The sequence below is a fragment of the Actinomadura sp. ATCC 39365 genome, from assembly GCF_054392275.1.
In genome coordinates, this window is sequence record NZ_CP184335.1 from 5,250,951 (window position 1) to 5,270,528 (window position 19,578).

Consider the following 19,578-nt stretch of genomic DNA (forward strand, 5'->3'; position numbering starts at 1 on the left):
CGTGCTCTCCTCCCGGCGGCTCCCCGGTGGTCGTCAGGCGAGGACGGGAAAGTTGCTGCGGAAGGTGCCGCGGGGGTCGCGGGACCGCTTGACGTCCCGGAGGCGGGCCAGGTCGTCCGGGGCGAAGGCGGCGGCGGCACGCTCGCCCGGCGCGAGGAAGGTGAACGGTTTGCGCCCCGACGTGCAGGGCACCAGCGCCCCCGTCAGCCGGTCCATGCGCTCGCGCACGGCGGCGCCCCCGTCCTGCCCGGGGATGCCGAACAGGTACAGCGCGTACGGCTCCGCCAGGTGCCCGGCAGGGAGGCCGGAGGGCCGGGCCAGCGCGCCGCCCAGGTGCCGGAGCTGGACGCTGAGGAGCGGGTCGATGGGCTGCTCCAGCAGTGCCGCGGCCACTTCGTCGGTCAGCCCGGTCAGGAGCTCGGCGCGGGACATGCCGGGGCCGGGGTCGGTGGGTTCGGCGGTGATGCCGCCCAGTCCGGCGACCGGCAGCACGGCGCGGGAGTCGGACAGCCGCCCCGCGACCTTCTCCAGCGGCCGCATCAGCGTCTCGGCGTCGCCGCCCGCGCCGAGGTAGGTGGCGTCCACGGCCACCAGCGGGGCGGCGCCGGGGAACTGCAGCAGGTCGTACCAGAGGGTCAGCTCGTCGGGTGCGGTGGCGGTGATCTCCCGATAGACCTCCAGGACGGCGGGCGCCATCGCGGCGGGCCACAACATGCGGCCGCCGTAGAGGTCGGGGGCCGGGTGCAGGTCGAACTCGATCGCGGTGACGATGGCGAAGTCGCCGCCGCCGCCGCGCAGGGCCCAGAACAGTTCGGGGTCGTTGTCGGCGGTGATCCGGGCGCGCGTGCCTGTGGCGTCCACGATGTCGAGGGCGCGTACGCTGCCGGCCGCCCAGCCGTGTGCGCGGCCGAACCAGCTCAGGCCGCCGCCCAGGGTGTAGCCGGTGACGGTCACCGCCGGGCTGCTGCCGGCGAGTCCGGTCAGCCCGTGCTCGCTCGCGGCCTCCTGGACGCGGCCCCATTTCACGCCGGCCCCTGCGCGGGCGACGCGTTCGGCGGGGTTCACGTGCAGGTGGTCGAGGCGGGTGGTGCGCAGCAGGATCGCCTCGCCGGTGTCGCCGGTGGCTCCGTGGCCGCTCGGCTGGGTGGTGATGGTCAGCCCTGCCAGGTGGGCGTGCCGGACGAGCGCGGCCACGTCCTCGGCGTCGGCGGCTTCGACCACGGCCTGCACGGGCTGGTCGATCGCCAGGTTCCAGGGGCGCCTGGCCTGCTCGAACCCTTCGTCGCCGGCTGCGAGCACCGTGCCGCGGACCACTCCGCGCAGTTCGTCCCCGATGTTCATGTTCATGCCTTTCGCAGCTGTTTCCTGGTCGATGGCTCCACTTTGCCGGGCGGGGGCTGGGGTCGAGCTGGGATCGAGTTGAGGTGCCGTAGGGTGGGGACGGACATGGCAGGGTTGGAGTTTCGGCTGTTCGGGCCGCTTGAGGTCACCGGCGAGCAGGGTGCGCTGGATCTCGGTACGCGTAAGCAGCGTGCCCTGGTCACGATGCTGGCCCTGGAGCCTGGCCGGGTGGTGTCGCTCGATCGGCTCATCGACGAGCTGTGGGCGGGGGAGCCGCCCGCCGGGGCGACCCGCACTCTTCAGGCGTACATCGCCCACCTGCGCCGGGTGCTGGAGCCCGGCCGGCCGCCGCGTACCCCGCCGCGGGTCCTGCTCACCCGTGAGCCGGGCTATCTGCTCGCCGTCGCGCCCGGTCAGGTGGACCTGTGGCGTTTCGCCGCCTGGGCCGGTGAGGGCCGCACGGCGCTGGCGGGTGGCGCGCCCGGCCGGGCCGTCGAGTTGCTCGACCGGGCGCTCGGGCTGTGGCGGGGCGAACCGCTGGGGGAGTTCGCCGGTCAGGAGTTCGCCCAGTCGGTCGCCGCGCGGCTCGCCGAGATACGCGTGACCGCTCTGGAGGACCGTTTCGACGCCCGCCTGGCTCTGGGGGAGGACGCGCCCTTGATCCCCGGGCTGGAGGCGCTGGTCGGGGCGGAGCCGTACCGGGAGCGGGCCTGGTCGCTGCTCGTGCGCGCGCTCTACCGGGCCGGACGGCAGGCCGACGCGCTGGCCGCGCTGCGCCGGGTGCGTGAGCGGTTGTCGGCCGACCTCGGGCTGAGTCCCGGCCCCGACCTGCGGGAGCTGGAACGCGCGGTGTTCGACCAGGCGCCCGAGCTGCGTCCGCCGGTGCCCGAGCCGGTGGCGCCGTTCGTCCCGGCCGCCCCCGAACCGGAGGGCGAGCTGCTCATCGCCCGCTCGGCCGAGCTGGAGCTGGTGGCGCGGCGGCTGGGCGCGGCGCGGCGCGGCGACGGCGGGGCCGTGCTGGTCATGGGGGAGGCGGGCATCGGCAAGACCCGGTTCGTCCGGGCCGCCGCCGACCTGGCCGCCGCGCGTGGGTTCCGAGTCGCGTGGGGGCGTTGCGCCGATCGCGCCGCCTCGGCCTTCTGGCCCTGGACGCAGATCCTGCGCGAGGCGGGTGATGCCACCGGGTTGCTGTCCGGCCGCACCCGTGACCCCGATCAGGATCTGTTCGGCCTGTACGAGCAGGTCCTGGACGTCCTGGCCCGGCCGCCGGCGCCGCTGGCCGTCGTCTTTGAAGACCTCCACTGGGCCGATGTGTCCTCGCTGCGGCTGTTGGAGTTCGTCGCCGAGTCCGCGTTGCGGCGTCCGCTGCTCGTACTGGTCACCTGCCGTCCCGAGCCCGGCGACCACCCCGATGAGCTGCGCGGGACGCTGGCGGCGCTGACGCGGTCGGGCGAGCGCCTGGAGCTGCCGCCGTTCACCTCCGGCGACGTGGCCGCCTTCCTGCGGGCCAAGCAGGTCACCGACGAGCCGGGCCTGGTCGGCGACCTGCTCGACAGGACCGGCGGCAACCCCTTCTACCTGGGCGAGGTGTTGCGCATGCCGCGCGGCGAGCGTACGGTCCCCAGCGGCGCCCGCGACGTGATCGAGCGGCGCGTCGCGCGCCTGCCCAAGGAGACCGGTGTCCTGCTCGCCGCCGCCGCCGTGGCCGGCCGTGACGTGGACGCCGGCCTGCTCGAAAGCGTCACCGGCAGCACCGCCGAGCAGGTGATGGCCGCTCTGGAGCCCGCCGTCGCCACCGGCCTGCTGGTCGAGCCGCCCGCCGGCCCCGACTACCGCTTCTCGCACGCCCTCGTCCAGGAGGCCCTGTACGCCGGGCTCGGCAAGCTCGACCGTTCGCGCCTGCACCTGCGTACGGGCGAGGCGCTGGAAGGCGTCCTGCCCGAGTCGCGGTCGGCCACGCTCGCCCACCACTTCTCCCAGGCGGGCCGCCTGGACGTCACGGGCAGGACCCTCAGGCACGCCACCCGCGCCGCCCGGCACGCCGGCGCGCAGCTCGCCCACACCGAGGCGGCCGGTTTCTGGACGCTGGCCCTGTCGGCGCTCGAACCCGGCCGCGACGCCGAACGCGCCCGCCTGCTCACCGAGCTCGGCCACGCCCACCGCGCCGCCGGTCGGCCCCAGGACGCGCACCACGACTGGGCGGAGGCGATCGGCCTGGCGAGAGCCGTCGGCGACCGGGAGGCGCTCATCTCCGCGGTCACCGCCATCGGCGGCCCGGCCCTGTGGAACTGGCGCCCGTACGGCGTCGTCGACTCCGACCTGGTCGCCGTCATCGAAGAGCTGCTCGACGGCCCGCTGCCGGACGCCGACCGCGCCGGCCTTCTGGGCACCCTCGCCCTTGAGCTGCACTACGGTCCCCGCGGCGCCGAGGGCGAACGCCACGCCACCGAGGCGGTCGCCCTGGCCAGACGGACGGGCGACATGCCGCTCCTGGCCCGCACGATGAACAACTACCTGCTCGCCGCGTTCCGCCCCGGACGCAACGCCGCGCGGCGCGCGATGGCCGAGGAGCTGGCCGGTCTGCCCGGCCTGCCGGTGAGCGGCGAGGTGCTGGCGCGGGTCTCCCTCATGTCCTGCCTGCTGCGCGACGGCGACCTGCCCGGCTGGGACCGCGAGCTGGCCCGCTGCGAGGCACTGCTGGCCAGGTCGCCGAGCCCGGAGCTGGAGTCGATGGTGCGCATCGCCCAGACCCCCCGTGCCACCCTCGACGGCCGGTGGGAGGAGGCCGAGGACCTGCTCGCCCGGTACGGCGACATGCGGTTCGCCCCGACCGTGTGGGGCCGCCGGTTCCACCGGCTGGTGACCACGTTCACCTGCCGGCGCGGCCAGGGACGGGTGGCCGAGGTCCTGGAGGAGCTGGTGGCCGCCGCGGAAGAGCCGCGGTTCGTGCCGCTCCGGCCCGTCGCCGTGCTCGCCGCCGTCGAGTCCGGCCGCCTCGAGCTGGCGCACGAGCTGGTGGCGCGCTGGGGGACCGACGTCCCCGACGACTGGGTGGCCGACTTCCTCGTGCCTGTCTGGGGCCTGGTCGCCGCCCGCCTGGGCGTGCCCGATCCGCGTGCGCTCTACGACCGGCTGCTTCCGTACGCGGACCTGTTGGTGGTGGCCGGCATGGGCACCGCCTGCTGGGGTTCCACCCATCTCGTGCTGGCCGAGCTGGCCCGCCGCCTCGGGGACGAGGACACCGCCCGCGCCCACGCCGCCGCCGGTGTCACGCCTCCGACAAGCTAGGTCGCTTTTTTCTTCAACTGTTCCGTGAGAAAAGCGAGCTGAGTTCGCCTCCGGAACAAGCCAGAGACAGCATCCGCGCAAGAGAAGAGCTGGTGAATTACGTCATGCGTGATCCGAAGTGTTTCAGCAGTGAATCGTTCAGCGCCGCCGCCCGGACGCTCGCCTCGACGATCAGCGAGCATCTCGACGAAGCGATGTCACCCGATGACGCCTCGGCCCCGCCGGCCGATGTGTCATCGAGAGAAACGCTCATCCGGGCGATGCGCAGATATTTTGCCGAATACTCGGGACAGGACACAGCGGCAGCACGGGATGACCAGCCCGACGCCCCATGGTCAGATGCGCTGCCACATCCTGTCGTAGGCCGGCCAGCTTGGCGCAGCGTTCGGCGAGCAGCTCGTCCATGTCCATCACGATCAGTCCGTCGGCCGCGCAGAGGAGGTGCGGTGGCATCCATCTGGCCGATGCTTGCCAGTCGGCCATTGGCTGCCACCTGGTTGAGGGATGGCTGAGACGCCCAAGTGGAGCAAGCTCCACGATCGGCGAACCTCCGGCGGCACAAGAATCGAAACAGCCGCTTACGGGCGGGTACGTTGGATCGCCGCTACGGTGAGCGCGGTTCGGGGGTGAGGCCGGCCCGCGCCGCAGGCAGCGGGCCAGGGGATCAGCGGGCCAGGGGGATGACCCTGCGGAACTTGCCGCCGGCCGACTGCTCCGGCGGCTCCTCGGCTCGTTCCAACGTGACGTGCTCGGCCCTGTGTTCGGCCAGCAGGCGCGAGATCTCCTCGCGCACGGTCCGCCACACGTGATCGGGGTCGGCGCCGTCCGCCTGCTTCAGCCGCACCCGCAACGTGGCCGGCGCGCTCTGCACGACCTGGAACTGTGCGATGCCGGGGACGCGGTCCAGCAGCGTGCCGAACGCCATGGGGGAGATGTTGACGTGTCCGCCGTCACCGGCGGGGAACGCGAGCATCTCCGCCGCGCGGCCCTGCACCTGGACGGCGGGCAGCGGACTGCCGCACGGGCAGGCGTCGGGCCGCACCAGGACGTTGTCGCCCAGGTCGTAGCGGAGGATCGGCTGGACCCGGTTGGCGAGGTTGCTCAGCAGGACGGTGTGCGACGGCTGACCCGGCGGGATGGGCCGGTGGTCGGCGTCGACCGGCTCCAGCACCGCCCAGTCGGTGTTGACGTGCAGCCAGTTGTGCGCGCAGCCGTAGGCGAGGAAGCCGCACTCGGTGGCGGCGTAGGCGGAGCGGACCTCGGCTTGGAACGCGGCGGCGATCCGGGCGCGGTTCTCCGCGGTGAGCGCCTCGCCGCCGGCGATGACCATCCCCGGGTGGATGCGAAGGCGACCGGCCTCCTGCTCGCCGGCAAGCAGCCCGAGCATGCCGGAGAAGCCGGCGAGCGAGCCGGGGTTGTATCGGTTCAGCCCGACGGCCAGTTCCGGCAGCGGCTTGTGGATGGAGAACTCCCGCAGCATCCAGCCCAGCCGCGGGTGGTCGCGCCGGAACCGTGCGGCCCCGGCGACGGTGGAGAAATGGCCGGCCGGCGCGGAGACGATGGCGGTGCGGCCGGCGCCGCGCATGAGGCGCACGAGGGCGCCTAACCCCAGCCCGGCTCGCGCGCGCTGCCCGACCGCGTTGCCCACGGCCACGCTCCTTTCGTCCTGCAGGAAGATGCCGCGCAGCCCGCTGGTGCCGGACGTGGTGGCCACGAGGTACCGCCCCTGGAAGCGCTCGCCCACGAGGGCGGGGTCGGCGACGAACTCCCGGGCCTTGGCCAGCGTCACGTCCCGGTCGGTGACCCAGTCGTCGAAGCGCGCCATGAGCGCCTTCTTGTCGGTGACCGGGAGCCGCGCCGGGTCGTCGATCTCGTCGGGCAGCGCCCGGTACAGCTCGCGGTAGTAGGGCGAGTGGTCGCGGGCATAGGCCACCGCCTCTGCCAGGCGGGCGCGTTGCCGCCGCGCGATCCCCTCGGCGCCCTCGCGCAGCGCCCGCCGCGCGTCGCGGGCGAGGCTCCGTTCGTTCTCTGTCATGACGGGTCGTTCCCTTCTGAAGCGTCCGCGTGGATCGAGAGCAGGCCGCGCGCGGCGACGTCGAGGCCGTGCCGCGCGGCCCGCCACAGTTCGTCCTGTGACCGGCCGAGCTCGACGCTCGCCAGGCTCGCCTGCTGGACGGCGCCGATCAGGGCGCCGGTCATCGCGGCGGCGGTGATCGGATCCAACTGGTCCGGGAACGCCTTCAGCAGTTCGCCGGCCATCCTGCGCTGCAGGTTCAGCATCAGGTACAACCCCTTGGCCTGCAGCGCCGGCGTCGTCATCATCAGGCGGACCCCCGCCGACAGCTCCTCGGGCTCCTTACGGGGTACCTCGGGGCGGCGCCGGGCGGCGTACTCCTGCACCGCCCTGACCAGCAGCTCGCCCGGCCCCTCCTGCGGCCGCGGCGCTGCCAGGGCGCCGAGCAGCAGGCCGAAGATGTGCTCGGCGTCGGCGAACACGGCCTCGTCCTTGGCGCGGAAGTAGTTGAAGAACGTCTTGGGGTCGACGTCCGCCGCCACGGCGATCTGCGCCACCGTGGTCTGCTCGTACCCCTGCTCGGCGAACAGCCTCATCGCCGCGGCGATGATCCGCTGCCTGGTCAGCCGCTTCTTGCGATCACGGCGCGATTCCTCCATGCGTAAAATATACATTACATAGAACTTTCCAGACACTGGAAAAATGGGCCAGGGTCGTCGGGGTGGACCGGGTGGCCTTCGGCGGCGGCGGCGTCGGTGATGTCGCAGGCGGTGGAGTAGATCACGCAGTCGGTCGGCAGTCGCAGTCGCTCACGTCGCCGACCGCGATCCCCTACGCCGCCGGAAGCGAGGCGCCACCGAATGAGCTCCGGCGTGGTGCGCTACCGCTGATTCCCGCGGACTTCTTCCTCGCCCCCGTCCATAGCGGATCTACATCGGATCCAAAGCGGGGCAGCACATAGTGAGTCATCGCCCCATCCGGTCGGACACCGCGATTGATCACCCGGCACGAGCAAGAACCATCCCGCCGACGACCACGGCGGGCGTGTTCCTGCTCGGGCCGGAACAGGGCGAAGGCGCCGGCACCGCCTTGTGCGCCGACGGCCGTGTCCGGCAGGGGCTCGACTTCACATGGAGATGGACATGCTCAGGAAATGCCTCATCGGTCTGACGGCCGCCGTCGGGCTTGTCGCCGTACAACTGGCCCTTCCGGGCGCCGCTTCGGCGGATCCCGCCAACTGCTCGTCCTGGCCGAACCCGGTCAACGCCACCAGCACATACACGGTCGCCTCGGTGAGCTTCAGCCGCGCACGAGCCGAACTACGCTTCGGGAACATCAACGGACGGCAGGCCGGCTGGGCCCGGCTCGCCGGCGCCTTCAACAACGGCGACCAATACTGGCTGGACGTTTCCAGCACCAGAGGAAATGGCTGGATCCAGTGCGGCCCCTTCACCTACACGGGTGACGGCGGCGGCGACCCCAGGAACTTCACACCGGCGCATTACACCAGTTCAGATCCCAACCTCGTCTTCCGGGCATGCGGCAAGACCGCGGGGTCGAGCGCCTCGTGGTGTACCGGCTGGCAGTGACGTGACTCCGGCGAATCACCGCTGGGGATGTGAGCGGAGGCCGCTCCCGCGTCGGCCGGCCGTCGGGCTCAGGTGGAGGGGACGGTCGGAGGGGGCCGCCCTCGCTGTCGTGATCACAGGTGGATCCGAGAGCCATCTGTCGGTCGGTTCGAGAGCCACTTGCTGATCAACTGCTTGGGAGTGTTGGTGACGATGAGAGCCATGCCCGTCGGTCTGGGCATGGCTCTCGTGACGCTGTGTGAGCGTTCTCGGCGAGCACCTGGCGGGCGGTTCGCAGGTATTCGGTGGTTTCGTCGAGGATGCTCGGATCGTCCGTGCGGGTGACGTCCTTGTGACCGGCGGCCATGGCGGACGGCCGCAGCGCGCGCACCCGTGTCGATGGCGCGGAGCGAGGCGTCGATGCCGCCGTCGGCGAGATACTGATGCACGTTGTTGTAGGCGACGTCGCCGGCGATGTCCAGTCCGAGCGCCGGCAGGTGCCCCTCCAGGGGGAGGCCGTCGGACGGGAGCAGTCTCGCCGGGTGGCCCGGCTCTCCGGCGTACGGGCCGTGCCCTGCTCATCGGCACGGTCGAAGCCGGCTATTCCCTGCCGTATCAGCTCTGGTGCACCATCTTTGCTTAGAAGCCCTCCAAGTGGGCGGTGGCGGTCACACCCGGCGACACACGCGAACGGTCGGGAGGAATCTGATTGAACGCACCCCATGACCCTGTCGGCTCCGCCAGGTCATCCCCGGGTCCGGCGGCGACCGGCGCGTCACCTCCCCGCATCGCGGCACCGACCCAGGACGAAGTGGACGGGCTGTCGGTCGAGAAGCGCCTGGAACTACTGGAGGCTCAACGGCAGCGCGATGACCAGGCGCGCGAACGCCGACGCCTGAACCGCCACCAGTGGTTCAACAGCGTAGGGATCCTGCTGGGTGCCCTCTTCACCGCCGGCAGCCTGATCATGACCGCGGCGACGTTGCGGAACGGGCAGGAGGAGCTGCGAACCGCACGCGAGGGACAAATCACCGACCGGTACACCAAAGCGGTCGAACAACTCGCTTCACCCGCGACCGACGTGCGGTTCGGCGCGATCTATGCCTTGCAGCGGATCGCCGCCGACTCTCCCAAGGACCGCCTCACCGTACGCAGCGTGCTGGCGGCGTTCGTCCGCAACCATGACCTGTGCACGCCACGGCCCGCGCCACAGTGCACCGCTTCGATCGCCGAACTCGCCGTGGTCCGGACCATCGCAGACCTGCCGCCAGACGTCCACGCGGCCCTCACCATCGCCGTCGGCCTGACTGTTCCGGGAGACCCGCTCACCGATTTCTCCCAGGTCCGCTTCCCCCGCGCGGCGCTCAAGGGCATCCGGCTGAGCCGTACGGACCTGCAAGGGGCCGATCTGACGTGGGCCGGGTTGTGGAACGCGGACCTGAGCAGTCTGAACGCGCCGGAGGCGTGCCTCACCTACGCACGGCTACGCGGCGCAGACCTGAGCAGGGCGAATCTGAGACTTGCCGAACTGTCCGGAGCCGATCTGACCGGAGCGAACCTGTCCGGGGCCGATCTGCGCGGCGCCGATCTGCGGGGCGTGAACGGGATGACCTCGGATCAGATCCGGGCCGTCGCCAGCACGGACTCCGCGACCCGGTTCGGAGAGAAACGGGTCAAACCACAATCATGCGGACCGCCCAACAAGCTCGGCGGCCCACTCGACCAGAACCCCGAGCCCCTCCACCCCGGATAGGGCCCGGTACTCGGGGCGAGGCCACCAGGGGAGAGTGACTCTGCGTGACGAGAGTGACAGTGCGCGGGCTCGCGGAAACGGGGCGGTAACGCCTCATCGTGGGTCTCGTTGCCTTTGACCGCCGCCATTGGTGAAACCCGTGCCATGCTCGGTGATCGGTGGTGAGGGCGTCCCGGGCGGCCGCAAGCCCGCCCCGCACCCTGCGTGCGGGGGTTTGATCGACAGTGGCGTTCCCCGCGCCTCACCTTCGGCGGCAACATCATCGAGGCCGGCACCGACTTCTACCACCTCACCCACACCCGCGCAGCCCAGCAGACCTGACCAACGGCCAGGCTCCGCCGGTGAGGGTCAGGTCTCGCCGAGGTCGGTGCAGTGTGTGATCGTCGCATCGTCCGCCGCCACCGCGTGGCGCGCCTCCGCCTGCCGGACACGACGGATGATTTCGGCGGGCCCGCTCGACGCCATGACGGCCATGACCTCTGGCCAGTCGGCGAGCTGGAACTGGTCCACGATGCGGCTGGCTCCGTTGCTGAGCAGGACGGCACCGATCAGCTCGGAGATCGGGCAGCTTCCGGTGATCGCCTCGCCCGCCGCCCGAGGGTCGTCCTTGGCCAGCCAGAAGCCGCCCGGCTGGTTGCGGTTGGCGCGCAAGTCCCGCAGGAGTCGGTGGTACTCGTCGCTCCCCTTGGCGGCGGCCTCGATCGCGGGCTGGTAAGACCGGCTGATGATCACCTCCCGGGGGTCGGAGATGACGAGCGGCGCATCGTCTGCTCTGTCGAGCACGAGGAACGAGTCGCCGAGCACCAGGTACTCGATGAAGCCGCCGGACAGGCGCAGGATGGCTACGGTCGCCGACGGACTGATGGGGTCGGCGACGTCGCAGGTGTCCCGGTGATCGTCCGTGACCTGCTCGATGGCCTCGGCGAGCAGCGCAGAAAGGCCGCGGTCCGGTACGAGCGACAAGAGGCTGAGGAGGCAGCCTCCCAAGCGAGCGGCATACCAGGCCACGCCGTGCCGGCAGATCGATTCGGTGCCGGGGATGCCGGCGCCGTCGAGCAGCACCGCTGCCGTTGGTACGGCGCCGGTGAAATCCTCGTTCGCACGGTCAGTCCGTTTCGCAGCACTCGTCGTCGTCACCCGCATGTTCTGTCGCCGCCCTCCCGTCGATCAAGGCGTCGACCTTACAGCGGCCGCCCTACCTGGAGCACACGTCTGCCGCTGGGCAGACGCGTCGGGCCCATGGTCCGGTCCTTGACCTTGATCGGTATTGGGATTCACCGCGAGCCGATCCAGGCGGAGCTCGTCACCCTCGCGACTCGGACGGCTGGGGCGACCGGGCGGAGACCGGCGTCCGCGGTGGCGCCGATCTGAGCGGCGCGCGCTGAGCCGGCCGGTCCCGCCGTGCGGCCGGACGCCGTCGAACCACCCGCGGTCACGGGCAAGGAGCGCTCCTGGATCTGACCTTCCCTGGCCGACGGCCAAGGCAGGCGACCTTCCCCATACTTCGACGGTCGATATATAGTCGGGCCGTGATCGGCATGACGGAGGCGACGTACTTCATCCTCGTCGCCCTGATGCAGGAGCCACTCCACGGATACGGGATCATCAAGCAGGCCCGGACCCAGTCGCTCGGCGAGGTCGATCTCGCTGTCGGCACCCTGTACAGCGCGCTCGACCGGCTCTCTGAGACCGGCTGGGTGCGGCTGGACCGCGAGGAGACCGTCAACGGGCGTCCGCGGCGTTACTACCGGATCACCGACGACGGCGCGCGCGCCGTCCGTGCGCAGGCGGCCCGGTTGCAGCGCGCCGCCGCACTCGTCCTGCGGCCGGGCGGGGTGACGAGCGCATGAGCCACGTTCTCGAAAAGCGGTACCGCCGCCTTCTGCGCGCCTACCCCGAGGACTACCGCGCCGAGCACGGCGAGGAGCTGATCGGCACGCTGCTGGAGGCGGCCCGGCCCGGGGCCCGGCGGCCGTCGCTCCGCGAGACCCTGCCTCTCCTGGCCGGCGGGTTCACCGTGCGCGTGCGGGCCACCCGGGCGGCCGGCGTGCCGGGGTGGGCCGACGGCCTGCACCTCGGCGCGCTGGTCGTGGCGGTGCTCACCTTCGCGCAGTTTCCTGTCCTGCCGTACTTCAACCACAAAGTGTGGACGGCGCTCGGGGTCGTTCTGTCGGTGGCGCTCGTGCGGGGATGGATGCGGGTCGCGGCTCCTGTCGCGGCGTTCGCCGCGGTGTGGACGAGCCGGCCCATCGTCGGGGGAGGGTTCCATGTCCCGATGCTCGACCTCGGCCCGCTGTACGGTGACCTCGCGCCGGTCGCGCCCTACTGGGTGGTCGCGGCCGCGTCGGCGGTCCTGGCCGTTCGGCGGACCGGGGCGGGCCGCACGTCGGGGCAGGCTCGATGGTGGGGCGCGACGATGCCCGCCCGGTCGCCGTGGTGGCTGCTCGTGCCGCCGGCCGGCTGGGCGCTGCAGCTCACGCAGGTGCCGATGTGGGAATCCGTCTGGGGCGTCTGGCGGGCCGGCGTCGAGGTGGTGGCCCTGTTGCTGGTGCTGGCCGCAACGCTGGCCGTCCGGGACGGACGCTGGGCGCTGGCCGCCGCCGTCTATCTGGTTCCCGGCCTGGTCTACCTGGCTGAGAACCTGCTGATGACGAGCGCGCGCGGATTCCTGTACTGGAGCGTGCTCACCGTTCTCGTGGTGGCCTCCTTGGTGGCGGCCCGGCGGGTGCGCGCCAGGGCGTGACCGTCGCCTGCCGCGGACTCCAGCGGTAGGTCACCGGCTTCGTCCGCTCGCCGGGGAACAGGCACGTCGGGTCGAAGGCGGGCCGGGTCGTGCTCGGTGGTGATGCGGGCGTGGCGGAACTCCAGGTCCAGGTCCTTCACGTGCAGGGACAAGATCTCCTCTGCTCGGGCGGCCGTCTCGGCTTGGAGCACGCATGTGCCCCCAGCCGGTTCTATTCGGTAGACAGTGCCATCTCCGGTAGGTATCTTCTCCGGGTCCCGCCCGACCTGTCCGGAGCCGGAACCGGCGCAGCCTTCGCCTCCGAAGTACGCGTCAGGCCAGGTGACCGCGCCCCGTACGCAAGGAAGACGCTTCGTGACCGACATCGTGCCGCTGCGGAAGAACGTGCGTTTTCAACTGCTGTGGGTTGGTAGCGCGGTCTCTGAGCTGGGGTCGGAGCTCACCAGGCTCGCCATGCCGCTTCTGGTGCTGGCGATCACCGGCTCGCCCGGGCTGGCGGGCGTCGTCGCCGGAGCTCGTACCGTCGCCTTCCTGGCGGTCCAGATGCCGGCCGGCGTCTGGGTGGACCGGTGGGACCGCCGCCGTACCCTCATCACGGCCCAGGGCCTCCAGACCGTTGTCTCCGCGCTGCTGACGGCGCTGATCATCACCGGTCATGTACAGGTCTGGCAGTTCGTCACGCTGGCAGTGCTGGACGGGCTGTGCGTCGCGTTCATCGGTCCCGTCCAGGAGACGGCGCTCCGCGGCATCGTCCCCTTGGGCCAGCTGCACAGCGCCTACGCGCAGGAGGAGGCCCGCACCCACGCGGCCGGGCTGATCGGCCCACCGCTCGGCGGCCTGCTGTACGGCCTGGGCCGGGCAGTGCCCTTCGTCGTCGACACCATCACCTTCCTCGCCGCCACGCTCTTCTACGCTCTCGCCAAGGTGCCACGCCGCCCGGCGGACGAGCCGCGACCCTCTGCCCGAGATCATGGCGAGGAGCAGCGGCCGATCCGGCGGAGCATGCGCCGGGAAGCGGCCGAGGCCATCACATGGCTGTGGCGCCGGCATGGCCTGCGGGAGGTCACCGCAGCGGTGATGATCCTCAACCTGCTCGGCGGAGCGTTCCTCATCCCGCTGATCGTGCTCGTCGGCGAACGCGGCGGTGATGCCCGCATCACCGGCACGGTCCTGGCCGGCCTCGGAATCGGCGGACTGACCGGCGCGCTGCTGTCGGGCCGCATCAGCAAGCTCCTGCCTCCCGGCAGGCTCCTGCTGGCCGTCGTGACGGTCTTCGGTGCCGCGCTGGCGGCCACGGCACTGCCCTGGGGGGCGTGGTGGCCGATGATCCCGCTGGTGTTCATCACCTTGTCGACGCCCTCACTGAACGTGGTGATGAACGTGGTGGTCGCACGAATGGTGCCCGAAGCGATGCTCGGCCGGATGGGCGCGATCCTGAGCATGAGCGCGATGGCGCTCAAGCCCCTCGGGCCGGTCCTCGGCGGGGCACTGGCTGCGACACTGGGCGGTGCGGCGGCACTCATCGTGCTGGGCGGGCTGCTCGGCCTGACCGCCGCTGTCGCCGCGCTCAGCCCGGAGCTGCGCCGCTTCACCGGAGAAGCCTCCACGGCCGAAGACGACACTCCAACCGATGGCAAGGCCTCGCGCGCGCCCGCCTAGTGGCAATTCAGGACGGTTACCCTCCGGTCATGCCGGCTCGTAGCAGTCGCGGAGTCGTCGTGGGCCGCACAGGCGTCATCGTCGAGCCACCGCCGACCCCGGCCGTTCAGGAGCCGCGGCGCAGTTCCAGGAGGCCTTCGGCGATCCTTCCGATGCCTTCGGCGATCACGTGTTCGTCGGCGGTGAGGCTGATCCGGAAGCATCGCCTGGCGTGGTGTGCCGCTGAGGCGTCTGGTGTCGGGGTTGGGAAGAAGTGGCGGCCGGGGACGACGAAGACCTTCTTGGTCTTCATCAGCCGGTACAGGGCCATGTCGTCGAACCAGTCGTGGTCGATCCACAGCCAGCAGAACATGCCGCCCTGGCCGGTGTGCAGTCGCCAGGTGACGGTTTCGGGCAGGAGGTCGGCCAGCAGGCGTTCGGCGTACAGGCGGCGGGCCTGGTAGAAGGGGTTGATCGCCGTGGTGGCGAGCCGGTCCAGCAGCCCTGAGGACAGTGCTCTGGCCGCCACCCGTTGCATGAGCTGGGGGGCGTGCAGGACGGAGTTGGCCATGAACGACACCATCGCGCGGATGTAGCGGGCGGGCCCGATGGCGAATCCGACGCGTTCGGCGGGCAGGCCGGCCTTGGACAGGGTGAAGCAGTTGATCAGGTGGTCGTCCCATTGCGGGGCCGCGCGGGAGGCGGCGACGCGGGGGAAGGGGGTGCCGTAGGCGTGGTCGACGATGAGGGGCACGTCGTGGCGGCGGGCCACGTCGATCAGTTGGGTGAGTTCGTCGCCGTCGATGCTGCGGCCGGTGGGGTTGCTGGGGCTGGACAGCAGGAGCATGCCGATGTCGGGGCATCGTTGCACGGCTTCGAAGTCGAAGGCGTAGTGGAAGGATCTGTCGCCGGTCAGTTCGATCCGGGGGGCGATGCCGGTCACGCCGTGGGGGTCCATGGACAGGCCCAGGTAGCCGGGGTAGTCGGGGGTCATGGGCAGGACGACGCGCTGGGGGGAGCCGTCGGTGGTCTGGCCGGCGAACAGGGCGGTGGCGATGAAGAAGAGCATCTGGCTGCCTGGTCCCACCACGACGTTGTCGGCGGTGATGTCCCAGCCGTAGCGGGTGTTGAAGGAGGTGACGATCTCCTCGATCAGGGTGGGCATGCCGCGGGAGGGGCCGTAGCGGCTGCTGGTGGTGGTGAAGTCCTCGGCCACGACGGTTGCGGTCAGGTCTCTCCAGGCGTCGATGACCTCTTTGATCTGGGCGGGGTTGCCGATGCTCAGGTTCAGCCAGTCGGAGGCGCCTGAGGCGGTGGAGGTCGCGACGTCTTCCATGATGCTGCGCAGGCCCGACATGTCGGACATCTTCTGGCCGCTCCGCGATAACTTCATTGTTGCGTGTCCCTTCTCGGATCTGGCCCGCCGCCGGCACACATCCGCGATGTCTCGTGGTCAGGCGAGAGCGCTGCGATCGTCGTCGCCGCACAGGGCGGTCACGACGTGCGCCAGCAGGTTCGTGGCCTTGTGGCAGGCGGCCGGATCGGAGTACTCCCGCGGGGTGTGGCTGATCCCGTCGTACAGACCAGGCACGAAGATCATGGCGGACGGGCAGAGTGCGGCCATCTCCTGAGCGTCGTGACCCGCCCCGGAGATCAGGGAACGACGGGAGTACCCGAGGGTGCCGGCGACGTCGGCGACCAGACGCCGCAGGGGCTCGGAGAACGGGACCGGCTGTGTACGCGCGAGCCGCCGCAGAGCGGCCGCGGGCCCGTCCTGTCCCTCCCGCTCGACGAGTCCGGACAGGTGAGCCTCCGCGTCGGTGACCAGCCCGTCGTCCGGCGCCCGCAGGTCCACCGTGAAACTGGCCAGCCGCGGCACGATGTTCGTCACACCGGGTTCGAGGCGCATGCGTCCCACGGTCATCATGAGCCCGCCGTCCTGCCGGGCGGCGGCGTACTCGAACAGCGCGGCCATCAGCCGGGTGGCTGTCTTCGCGGCGTCCACCCGCAGATGTGCCGGCGTTGCCCCGGCGTGGGCGGCCTTGCCGGTGACGGTCAGTTCGTGCCACGAGATGGCCTGGACGCCTGTGGGCAGGCCGATGTCCACGCCCGCCGAACTCAGGATGGGGCCCTGCTCGATGTGGACCTCCAGATAGGCGTACGGCGGTGCGAGAACCGAGCCGTGTCCGGCGAAGCCCGTCTTCTCCAGCGCTTCGCCCAGCGTCACTCCGTCGGCGTCGCGCAGGGCCAGCGCCTGCTCCAGCGGTATGCGTCCGGCCGCCACCGCGCTGCCGAGCATGTCCGTGCCGAAGCGTGAGCCCTCCTCTTCGGTGAAGACGGCGACGACGACGGACCGCCGAAGGGAGTGCCCGGCCTCACGCAGGGCCCTGATGACCTCCATCGCCGCGAGAACACCCAGCGCTCCGTCGAACATGCCGCCCTGCGGAACGCTGTCCACGTGAGACCCGATCATCAGCGGGGGAATCCCAGGGTCCGTGCCGTCGTACCGTCCGAAGAGGTTGCCGACGGCGTCCGTCCACACGTCGAGACCGACGTCGGTCATCTGCCGCAGCAGCCATTGCCGCGCCTCGACGTCGGGCGGCGTGAGCGCCGGTCTGGACACCCCGTACAGATCTGAGGCGGAATCGTGGAATCGCCCGAAGCCTGCGAGCTCGGTCAGCGAGGACCACAGCCTGTCCTGATGTACGTGGGCGGGCGCTGGCCTCATGGCACCTGGTCCAGATTCTCCTCGGCACGCCACTCCAGGAACTGCGCGGCGGCACGGCGTGCGGTCTCCTCGTCGAACGTCCTGCGCCGGAACGCCGGTTCGGCGGGCGGGGCCTGTACGGCTCCGGCCGGCGTGCCTGCGTCCGCCTCGCCGAGCCGTTCGCACAGGCGGACCAGCAGGTCGAAGGTCAGCTTGAACGACGCCGCCTTGCACGCCCACAACGACTCGAACGCGAGCGGCCGGGGCAGCCGCTCGGCATAGATGACCGGTCCGGTGTCGACTCCACCGTCGATGTAGTGCACCGTGCCGCCGACCGCGCGCAGGAACCGCGCGCGGTCGCCGGCCGCCGCCACCTGTTCGAGCGCGTGCATGCCGCGCGCGTGCGGCAGCACGGCGGAGTGCCCGTTGATGATGTCGGCCTCGTGCGGCTCGAGCCAGTCCTTGCCGAGCAGTTCGTCGAGGAAGACGAGGATCTGGCCGCCGGCCGGCCACTCGGTCTGGACCAGATGCCGCACCTTGGGGTCGTTGAACGTGGCCCCGACCTGCCTGTACGGTGTCTCGCGGTGGGCCGACAGCGCGGGAAGGCCGTACATGCGGACCATGGCCAGGTCCGTACGGCTCAGCTCCCCGTAGACCTTCTCCAGCCGGGCCCGGTCGCGGCTGTTGTCGATGCGGCTCCCGTGCAGGTCGGCATGGACGCGCAGCCGCTCGTCCAGGAGGGTCTCGTCGGCCGGCTCCCGAACGTAGACGGCGTTGGGCGCCCCGCGCTCGGGAACGGCGTCCCACGCGTCGATGAGGAACGAAGCATGAAGGGTGGCCTCGGTCAGCAGGGGCCGTGTCACCGTGGATCCTCTCGTCGAAATCGCGGGCGGTTCTCGTCGACCTTGTCGTAGTCGGTCATGCCGCACACCGCCCCTTTCCTTACGCTCCAAGCCACGTACGTCTCACAAGGGTGCTTTCAGGTCGGGCAGCTGCTCGACCCAGGCGTCGTCGTACACCGTGTCGGCGTAGCGGTCGGCCAGATCCGGGGAGATGGTCACGGAGACGAGCTCACGGTCGGGGTCCGCGTTCTCCAGCCAGGAGAGCGCCCCGCTGACCACCGTGCCCGTGGAACCGCCTGTCAGCAGTCCCCTGGCGGCCAGGCGGCGGCAGCAGCCGACGCTGTCGCGTTCGGAGACGTGCACGATGTCGTCGAACATCGCGCGATCCACCAGGGGCGGTGTGAGGCCGGCCCCCAGACCGGGGATGAACCGGGAGCCGGGAGGGCCGCCGAACGTCACGGAGCCTTCCGCGTCGACGGCGACGACGCGCACCCAGGGCTGGTGCTCCCTGAAGTACTGGGCGCAGCCCATCGCGGTGCCGCCGGTGCCCACGCCGACGAACAGCACGTCGAGGTCGGGTACGGCCTTCGCGATCGCCGGAGCGGTGCCCTCGTAGTGGGCCAGGCGGTTCGCGGCGTTCTCGTACTGGTTGAGCCAGACGAGCCGGGGATCGGCCGCGCATCGGGAGCGCACGTAGTCAAGACGTGCGAGCAGGTATCCCTGGACGGGGTCGGGGTCCTTGATGAGGATCACCTCGGCCCCGAGGGCCCGCAGGAGGTTGAGCGTGGAGCGGTTGCAGCGTACGTCGGTGACGCAGACGAAGCGGTAGCCCTTGCCGGCCGCGATGACCCCCAGCGCGACGCCGAGGTTTCCCGAGGACGACTCGATGATCGTGGAGCTCGGGACGAGCCGTCCTGATCGTTCGGCGTGCTGTACCAGGGCGAGCGCCGTCCGCAGCTTGATCGAGCCGGCGGCGTTGTGCCCCTCCATCTTCAGGTAGAGCGCGCGTCCGAACAGCCCCTTCAGGTCGAGGAAAAGGTCAGGAGAGGTGATTTCGAATGGGTGGCGCACAATGGTCATTGCTGCTCCTGACGCTGACCCTTCCCAAGGCCGGTTGCGGTGGACGCAGGGCGTTCGAGGGCCGGCACCGCCTCACCCTTGTCGTCGTCGGGATCGCCGGGCGGGCCAGGGGAGTCAGGCCCGCGCATCGTGCGCCGCCGCGCGCGATGACAGCCGATTCACATTGTCATTCAGAATGTCCAGCACGGAACGCAGGTCTCCTTTGGCCAATGGCTGCTTTGCCGAAGGGGTATGGAGACGGCGCAGCACCGACGGTTTCCCGTGAACAGGTTCTCGTCGTACCGGCCGAGCGGCTCAATTACTCGATGAACCGATGGAACCCCTCCCCTCAAGGGTTACCACATGTCATGGCGGCGCGGCCCCGGCACAGCCTCAGCCAGGATCGCCGAGACGGCCACGCGAGTCAACGGCCAATTCTGAATGGTCACTGTCGTGTTCATGACCGGCCTTGCCGGGTACGGCAAGGCGCTTCTCCATTACAAGGAGTCAAGATTACTGTATGTGATCGCACGGTGCCCGGTAAGTGCGGACGTGGACCGCTCAACAGGAACTTCGCGTCAGCCTTGACGGTCTCTCAGCAGCCGAGTTACCGTCCTTGACGTTT

General features: G+C 70.8%; 15 protein-coding genes. 6 read left to right on the forward strand and 9 right to left on the reverse strand.

Translation table 11 applies throughout. The annotated features are described in order from the left end of the window. Nucleotides 1-33 precede the first annotated feature (33 nt). Complete coding sequence (locus tag ACNF49_RS25825; protein ID WP_482945281.1) at nucleotides 34-1,341, reverse strand: FAD-binding oxidoreductase; 1,308 nt, start codon at nucleotides 1,339-1,341, stop codon at nucleotides 34-36. Nucleotides 1,342-1,446: 105 nt separating this feature from the next. Between ACNF49_RS25825 and ACNF49_RS25830 the strand changes: the two genes are divergently transcribed. Next, entirely contained in the window at nucleotides 1,447-4,629 is a 3,183-nt protein-coding gene (locus tag ACNF49_RS25830; protein ID WP_482945282.1) for an ATP-binding protein, read from the forward strand. Nucleotides 4,630-4,878: 249 nt separating this feature from the next. Here ACNF49_RS25830 and ACNF49_RS25835 read toward each other — a convergent pair whose 3' ends face one another. The 3 genes from ACNF49_RS25835 to ACNF49_RS25845 all read right to left on the reverse strand — a co-directional run bounded on the left by ACNF49_RS25835 (nucleotide 4,879) and on the right by ACNF49_RS25845 (nucleotide 7,302). Next, nucleotides 4,879-5,112 (reverse strand): hypothetical protein, encoded by a 234-nt coding sequence (locus ACNF49_RS25835; protein ID WP_482945283.1) that lies wholly within the window; start codon nucleotides 5,110-5,112, stop codon nucleotides 4,879-4,881. A 181-nt stretch (nucleotides 5,113-5,293) separates the two neighbouring features. After that, nucleotides 5,294-6,664: a phenylacetate--CoA ligase family protein gene (locus ACNF49_RS25840; RefSeq protein WP_357981772.1), complete on the reverse strand. Its 1,371-nt coding sequence runs from the start codon at nucleotides 6,662-6,664 to the stop codon at nucleotides 5,294-5,296. Beyond that, on the reverse strand, nucleotides 6,661-7,302 hold the full coding sequence (locus tag ACNF49_RS25845) for a TetR/AcrR family transcriptional regulator (RefSeq protein ID WP_482945284.1): 642 nt from the start codon (nucleotides 7,300-7,302) through the stop codon (nucleotides 6,661-6,663). The genes ACNF49_RS25840 and ACNF49_RS25845 overlap by 4 nt, the downstream gene beginning before the upstream one ends. A 471-nt stretch (nucleotides 7,303-7,773) precedes the next feature. Between ACNF49_RS25845 and ACNF49_RS25850 the strand changes: the two genes are divergently transcribed. Both ACNF49_RS25850 and ACNF49_RS25855 read left to right on the forward strand, forming a co-directional pair. Further along, complete coding sequence (locus ACNF49_RS25850) at nucleotides 7,774-8,232, forward strand: hypothetical protein (protein WP_357981766.1); 459 nt, start codon at nucleotides 7,774-7,776, stop codon at nucleotides 8,230-8,232. Nucleotides 8,233-9,022: 790 nt separating this feature from the next. After that, nucleotides 9,023-9,964 carry a pentapeptide repeat-containing protein gene (locus ACNF49_RS25855; RefSeq protein WP_482945285.1) on the forward strand — a complete coding sequence of 314 codons (942 nt, stop codon included), beginning with the start codon at nucleotides 9,023-9,025 and terminating at the stop codon, nucleotides 9,962-9,964. Nucleotides 9,965-10,312: 348 nt separating this feature from the next. On the opposite strand, the gene ACNF49_RS25860 is transcribed toward ACNF49_RS25855, so the two are convergent. Further along, nucleotides 10,313-11,107: an integrase gene (locus tag ACNF49_RS25860; protein WP_482945286.1), complete on the reverse strand. Its 795-nt coding sequence runs from the start codon at nucleotides 11,105-11,107 to the stop codon at nucleotides 10,313-10,315. Nucleotides 11,108-11,502: 395 nt separating this feature from the next. Between ACNF49_RS25860 and ACNF49_RS25865 the strand changes: the two genes are divergently transcribed. The 3 genes from ACNF49_RS25865 to ACNF49_RS25875 all read left to right on the forward strand — a co-directional run bounded on the left by ACNF49_RS25865 (nucleotide 11,503) and on the right by ACNF49_RS25875 (nucleotide 14,366). After that, nucleotides 11,503-11,814 (forward strand): PadR family transcriptional regulator, encoded by a 312-nt coding sequence (locus ACNF49_RS25865; RefSeq protein WP_357982112.1) that lies wholly within the window; start codon nucleotides 11,503-11,505, stop codon nucleotides 11,812-11,814. After that, nucleotides 11,811-12,707 carry a hypothetical protein gene (locus ACNF49_RS25870; protein WP_482945287.1) on the forward strand — a complete coding sequence of 299 codons (897 nt, stop codon included), beginning with the start codon at nucleotides 11,811-11,813 and terminating at the stop codon, nucleotides 12,705-12,707. The genes ACNF49_RS25865 and ACNF49_RS25870 overlap by 4 nt, the downstream gene beginning before the upstream one ends. Before the next feature lie 354 nt (nucleotides 12,708-13,061). Further along, nucleotides 13,062-14,366, forward strand: coding sequence for an MFS transporter (locus tag ACNF49_RS25875; RefSeq protein ID WP_482945288.1), 1,305 nt, complete (start codon nucleotides 13,062-13,064; stop codon nucleotides 14,364-14,366). Between the two features lie 106 nt (nucleotides 14,367-14,472). On the opposite strand, the gene ACNF49_RS25880 is transcribed toward ACNF49_RS25875, so the two are convergent. The 4 genes from ACNF49_RS25880 to sbnA form a co-directional block, all read right to left on the reverse strand. Beyond that, nucleotides 14,473-15,738 carry a valine--pyruvate transaminase gene (locus tag ACNF49_RS25880; protein WP_482945289.1) on the reverse strand — a complete coding sequence of 422 codons (1,266 nt, stop codon included), beginning with the start codon at nucleotides 15,736-15,738 and terminating at the stop codon, nucleotides 14,473-14,475. A gap of 60 nt (nucleotides 15,739-15,798) precedes the next feature. Then, nucleotides 15,799-17,073, reverse strand: coding sequence for a Zn-dependent hydrolase (locus ACNF49_RS25885; RefSeq protein ID WP_357982484.1), 1,275 nt, complete (start codon nucleotides 17,071-17,073; stop codon nucleotides 15,799-15,801). After that, nucleotides 17,070-17,915, reverse strand: a complete 846-nt coding sequence (locus ACNF49_RS25890) for a formyltransferase family protein (protein WP_357982481.1) — start codon at nucleotides 17,913-17,915, stop codon at nucleotides 17,070-17,072. The genes ACNF49_RS25885 and ACNF49_RS25890 overlap by 4 nt, the downstream gene beginning before the upstream one ends. A gap of 102 nt (nucleotides 17,916-18,017) precedes the next feature. Further along, nucleotides 18,018-18,974 (reverse strand): 2,3-diaminopropionate biosynthesis protein SbnA, encoded by a 957-nt coding sequence (gene sbnA, locus ACNF49_RS25895; RefSeq protein WP_482945290.1) that lies wholly within the window; start codon nucleotides 18,972-18,974, stop codon nucleotides 18,018-18,020. Nucleotides 18,975-19,578: the final 604 nt, after the last annotated feature.

Excerpts from the sequence above, each read along its gene's own strand:
- ACNF49_RS25825 (WP_482945281.1), bottom strand. The coding sequence starts at position 1,341 with ATGAACATCGGGGACGAACTGCGCGGAGTGGTCCGCGGCACGGTGCTC.
- ACNF49_RS25830 (WP_482945282.1), top strand. The coding sequence starts at position 1,447 with ATGGCAGGGTTGGAGTTTCGGCTGTTCGGGCCGCTTGAGGTCACCGGC.
- ACNF49_RS25835 (WP_482945283.1), bottom strand. The coding sequence starts at position 5,112 with ATGGCCGACTGGCAAGCATCGGCCAGATGGATGCCACCGCACCTCCTC.
- ACNF49_RS25840 (WP_357981772.1), bottom strand. The coding sequence starts at position 6,664 with ATGACAGAGAACGAACGGAGCCTCGCCCGCGACGCGCGGCGGGCGCTG.
- ACNF49_RS25845 (WP_482945284.1), bottom strand. The coding sequence starts at position 7,302 with ATGGAGGAATCGCGCCGTGATCGCAAGAAGCGGCTGACCAGGCAGCGG.
- ACNF49_RS25850 (WP_357981766.1), top strand. The coding sequence starts at position 7,774 with ATGGAGATGGACATGCTCAGGAAATGCCTCATCGGTCTGACGGCCGCC.
- ACNF49_RS25860 (WP_482945286.1), bottom strand. The coding sequence starts at position 11,107 with ATGCGGGTGACGACGACGAGTGCTGCGAAACGGACTGACCGTGCGAAC.
- ACNF49_RS25865 (WP_357982112.1), top strand. The coding sequence starts at position 11,503 with ATGACGGAGGCGACGTACTTCATCCTCGTCGCCCTGATGCAGGAGCCA.
- ACNF49_RS25870 (WP_482945287.1), top strand. The coding sequence starts at position 11,811 with ATGAGCCACGTTCTCGAAAAGCGGTACCGCCGCCTTCTGCGCGCCTAC.
- ACNF49_RS25880 (WP_482945289.1), bottom strand. The coding sequence starts at position 15,738 with ATGAAGTTATCGCGGAGCGGCCAGAAGATGTCCGACATGTCGGGCCTG.
- ACNF49_RS25885 (WP_357982484.1), bottom strand. The coding sequence starts at position 17,073 with ATGAGGCCAGCGCCCGCCCACGTACATCAGGACAGGCTGTGGTCCTCG.
- sbnA (WP_482945290.1), bottom strand. The coding sequence starts at position 18,974 with ATGACCATTGTGCGCCACCCATTCGAAATCACCTCTCCTGACCTTTTC.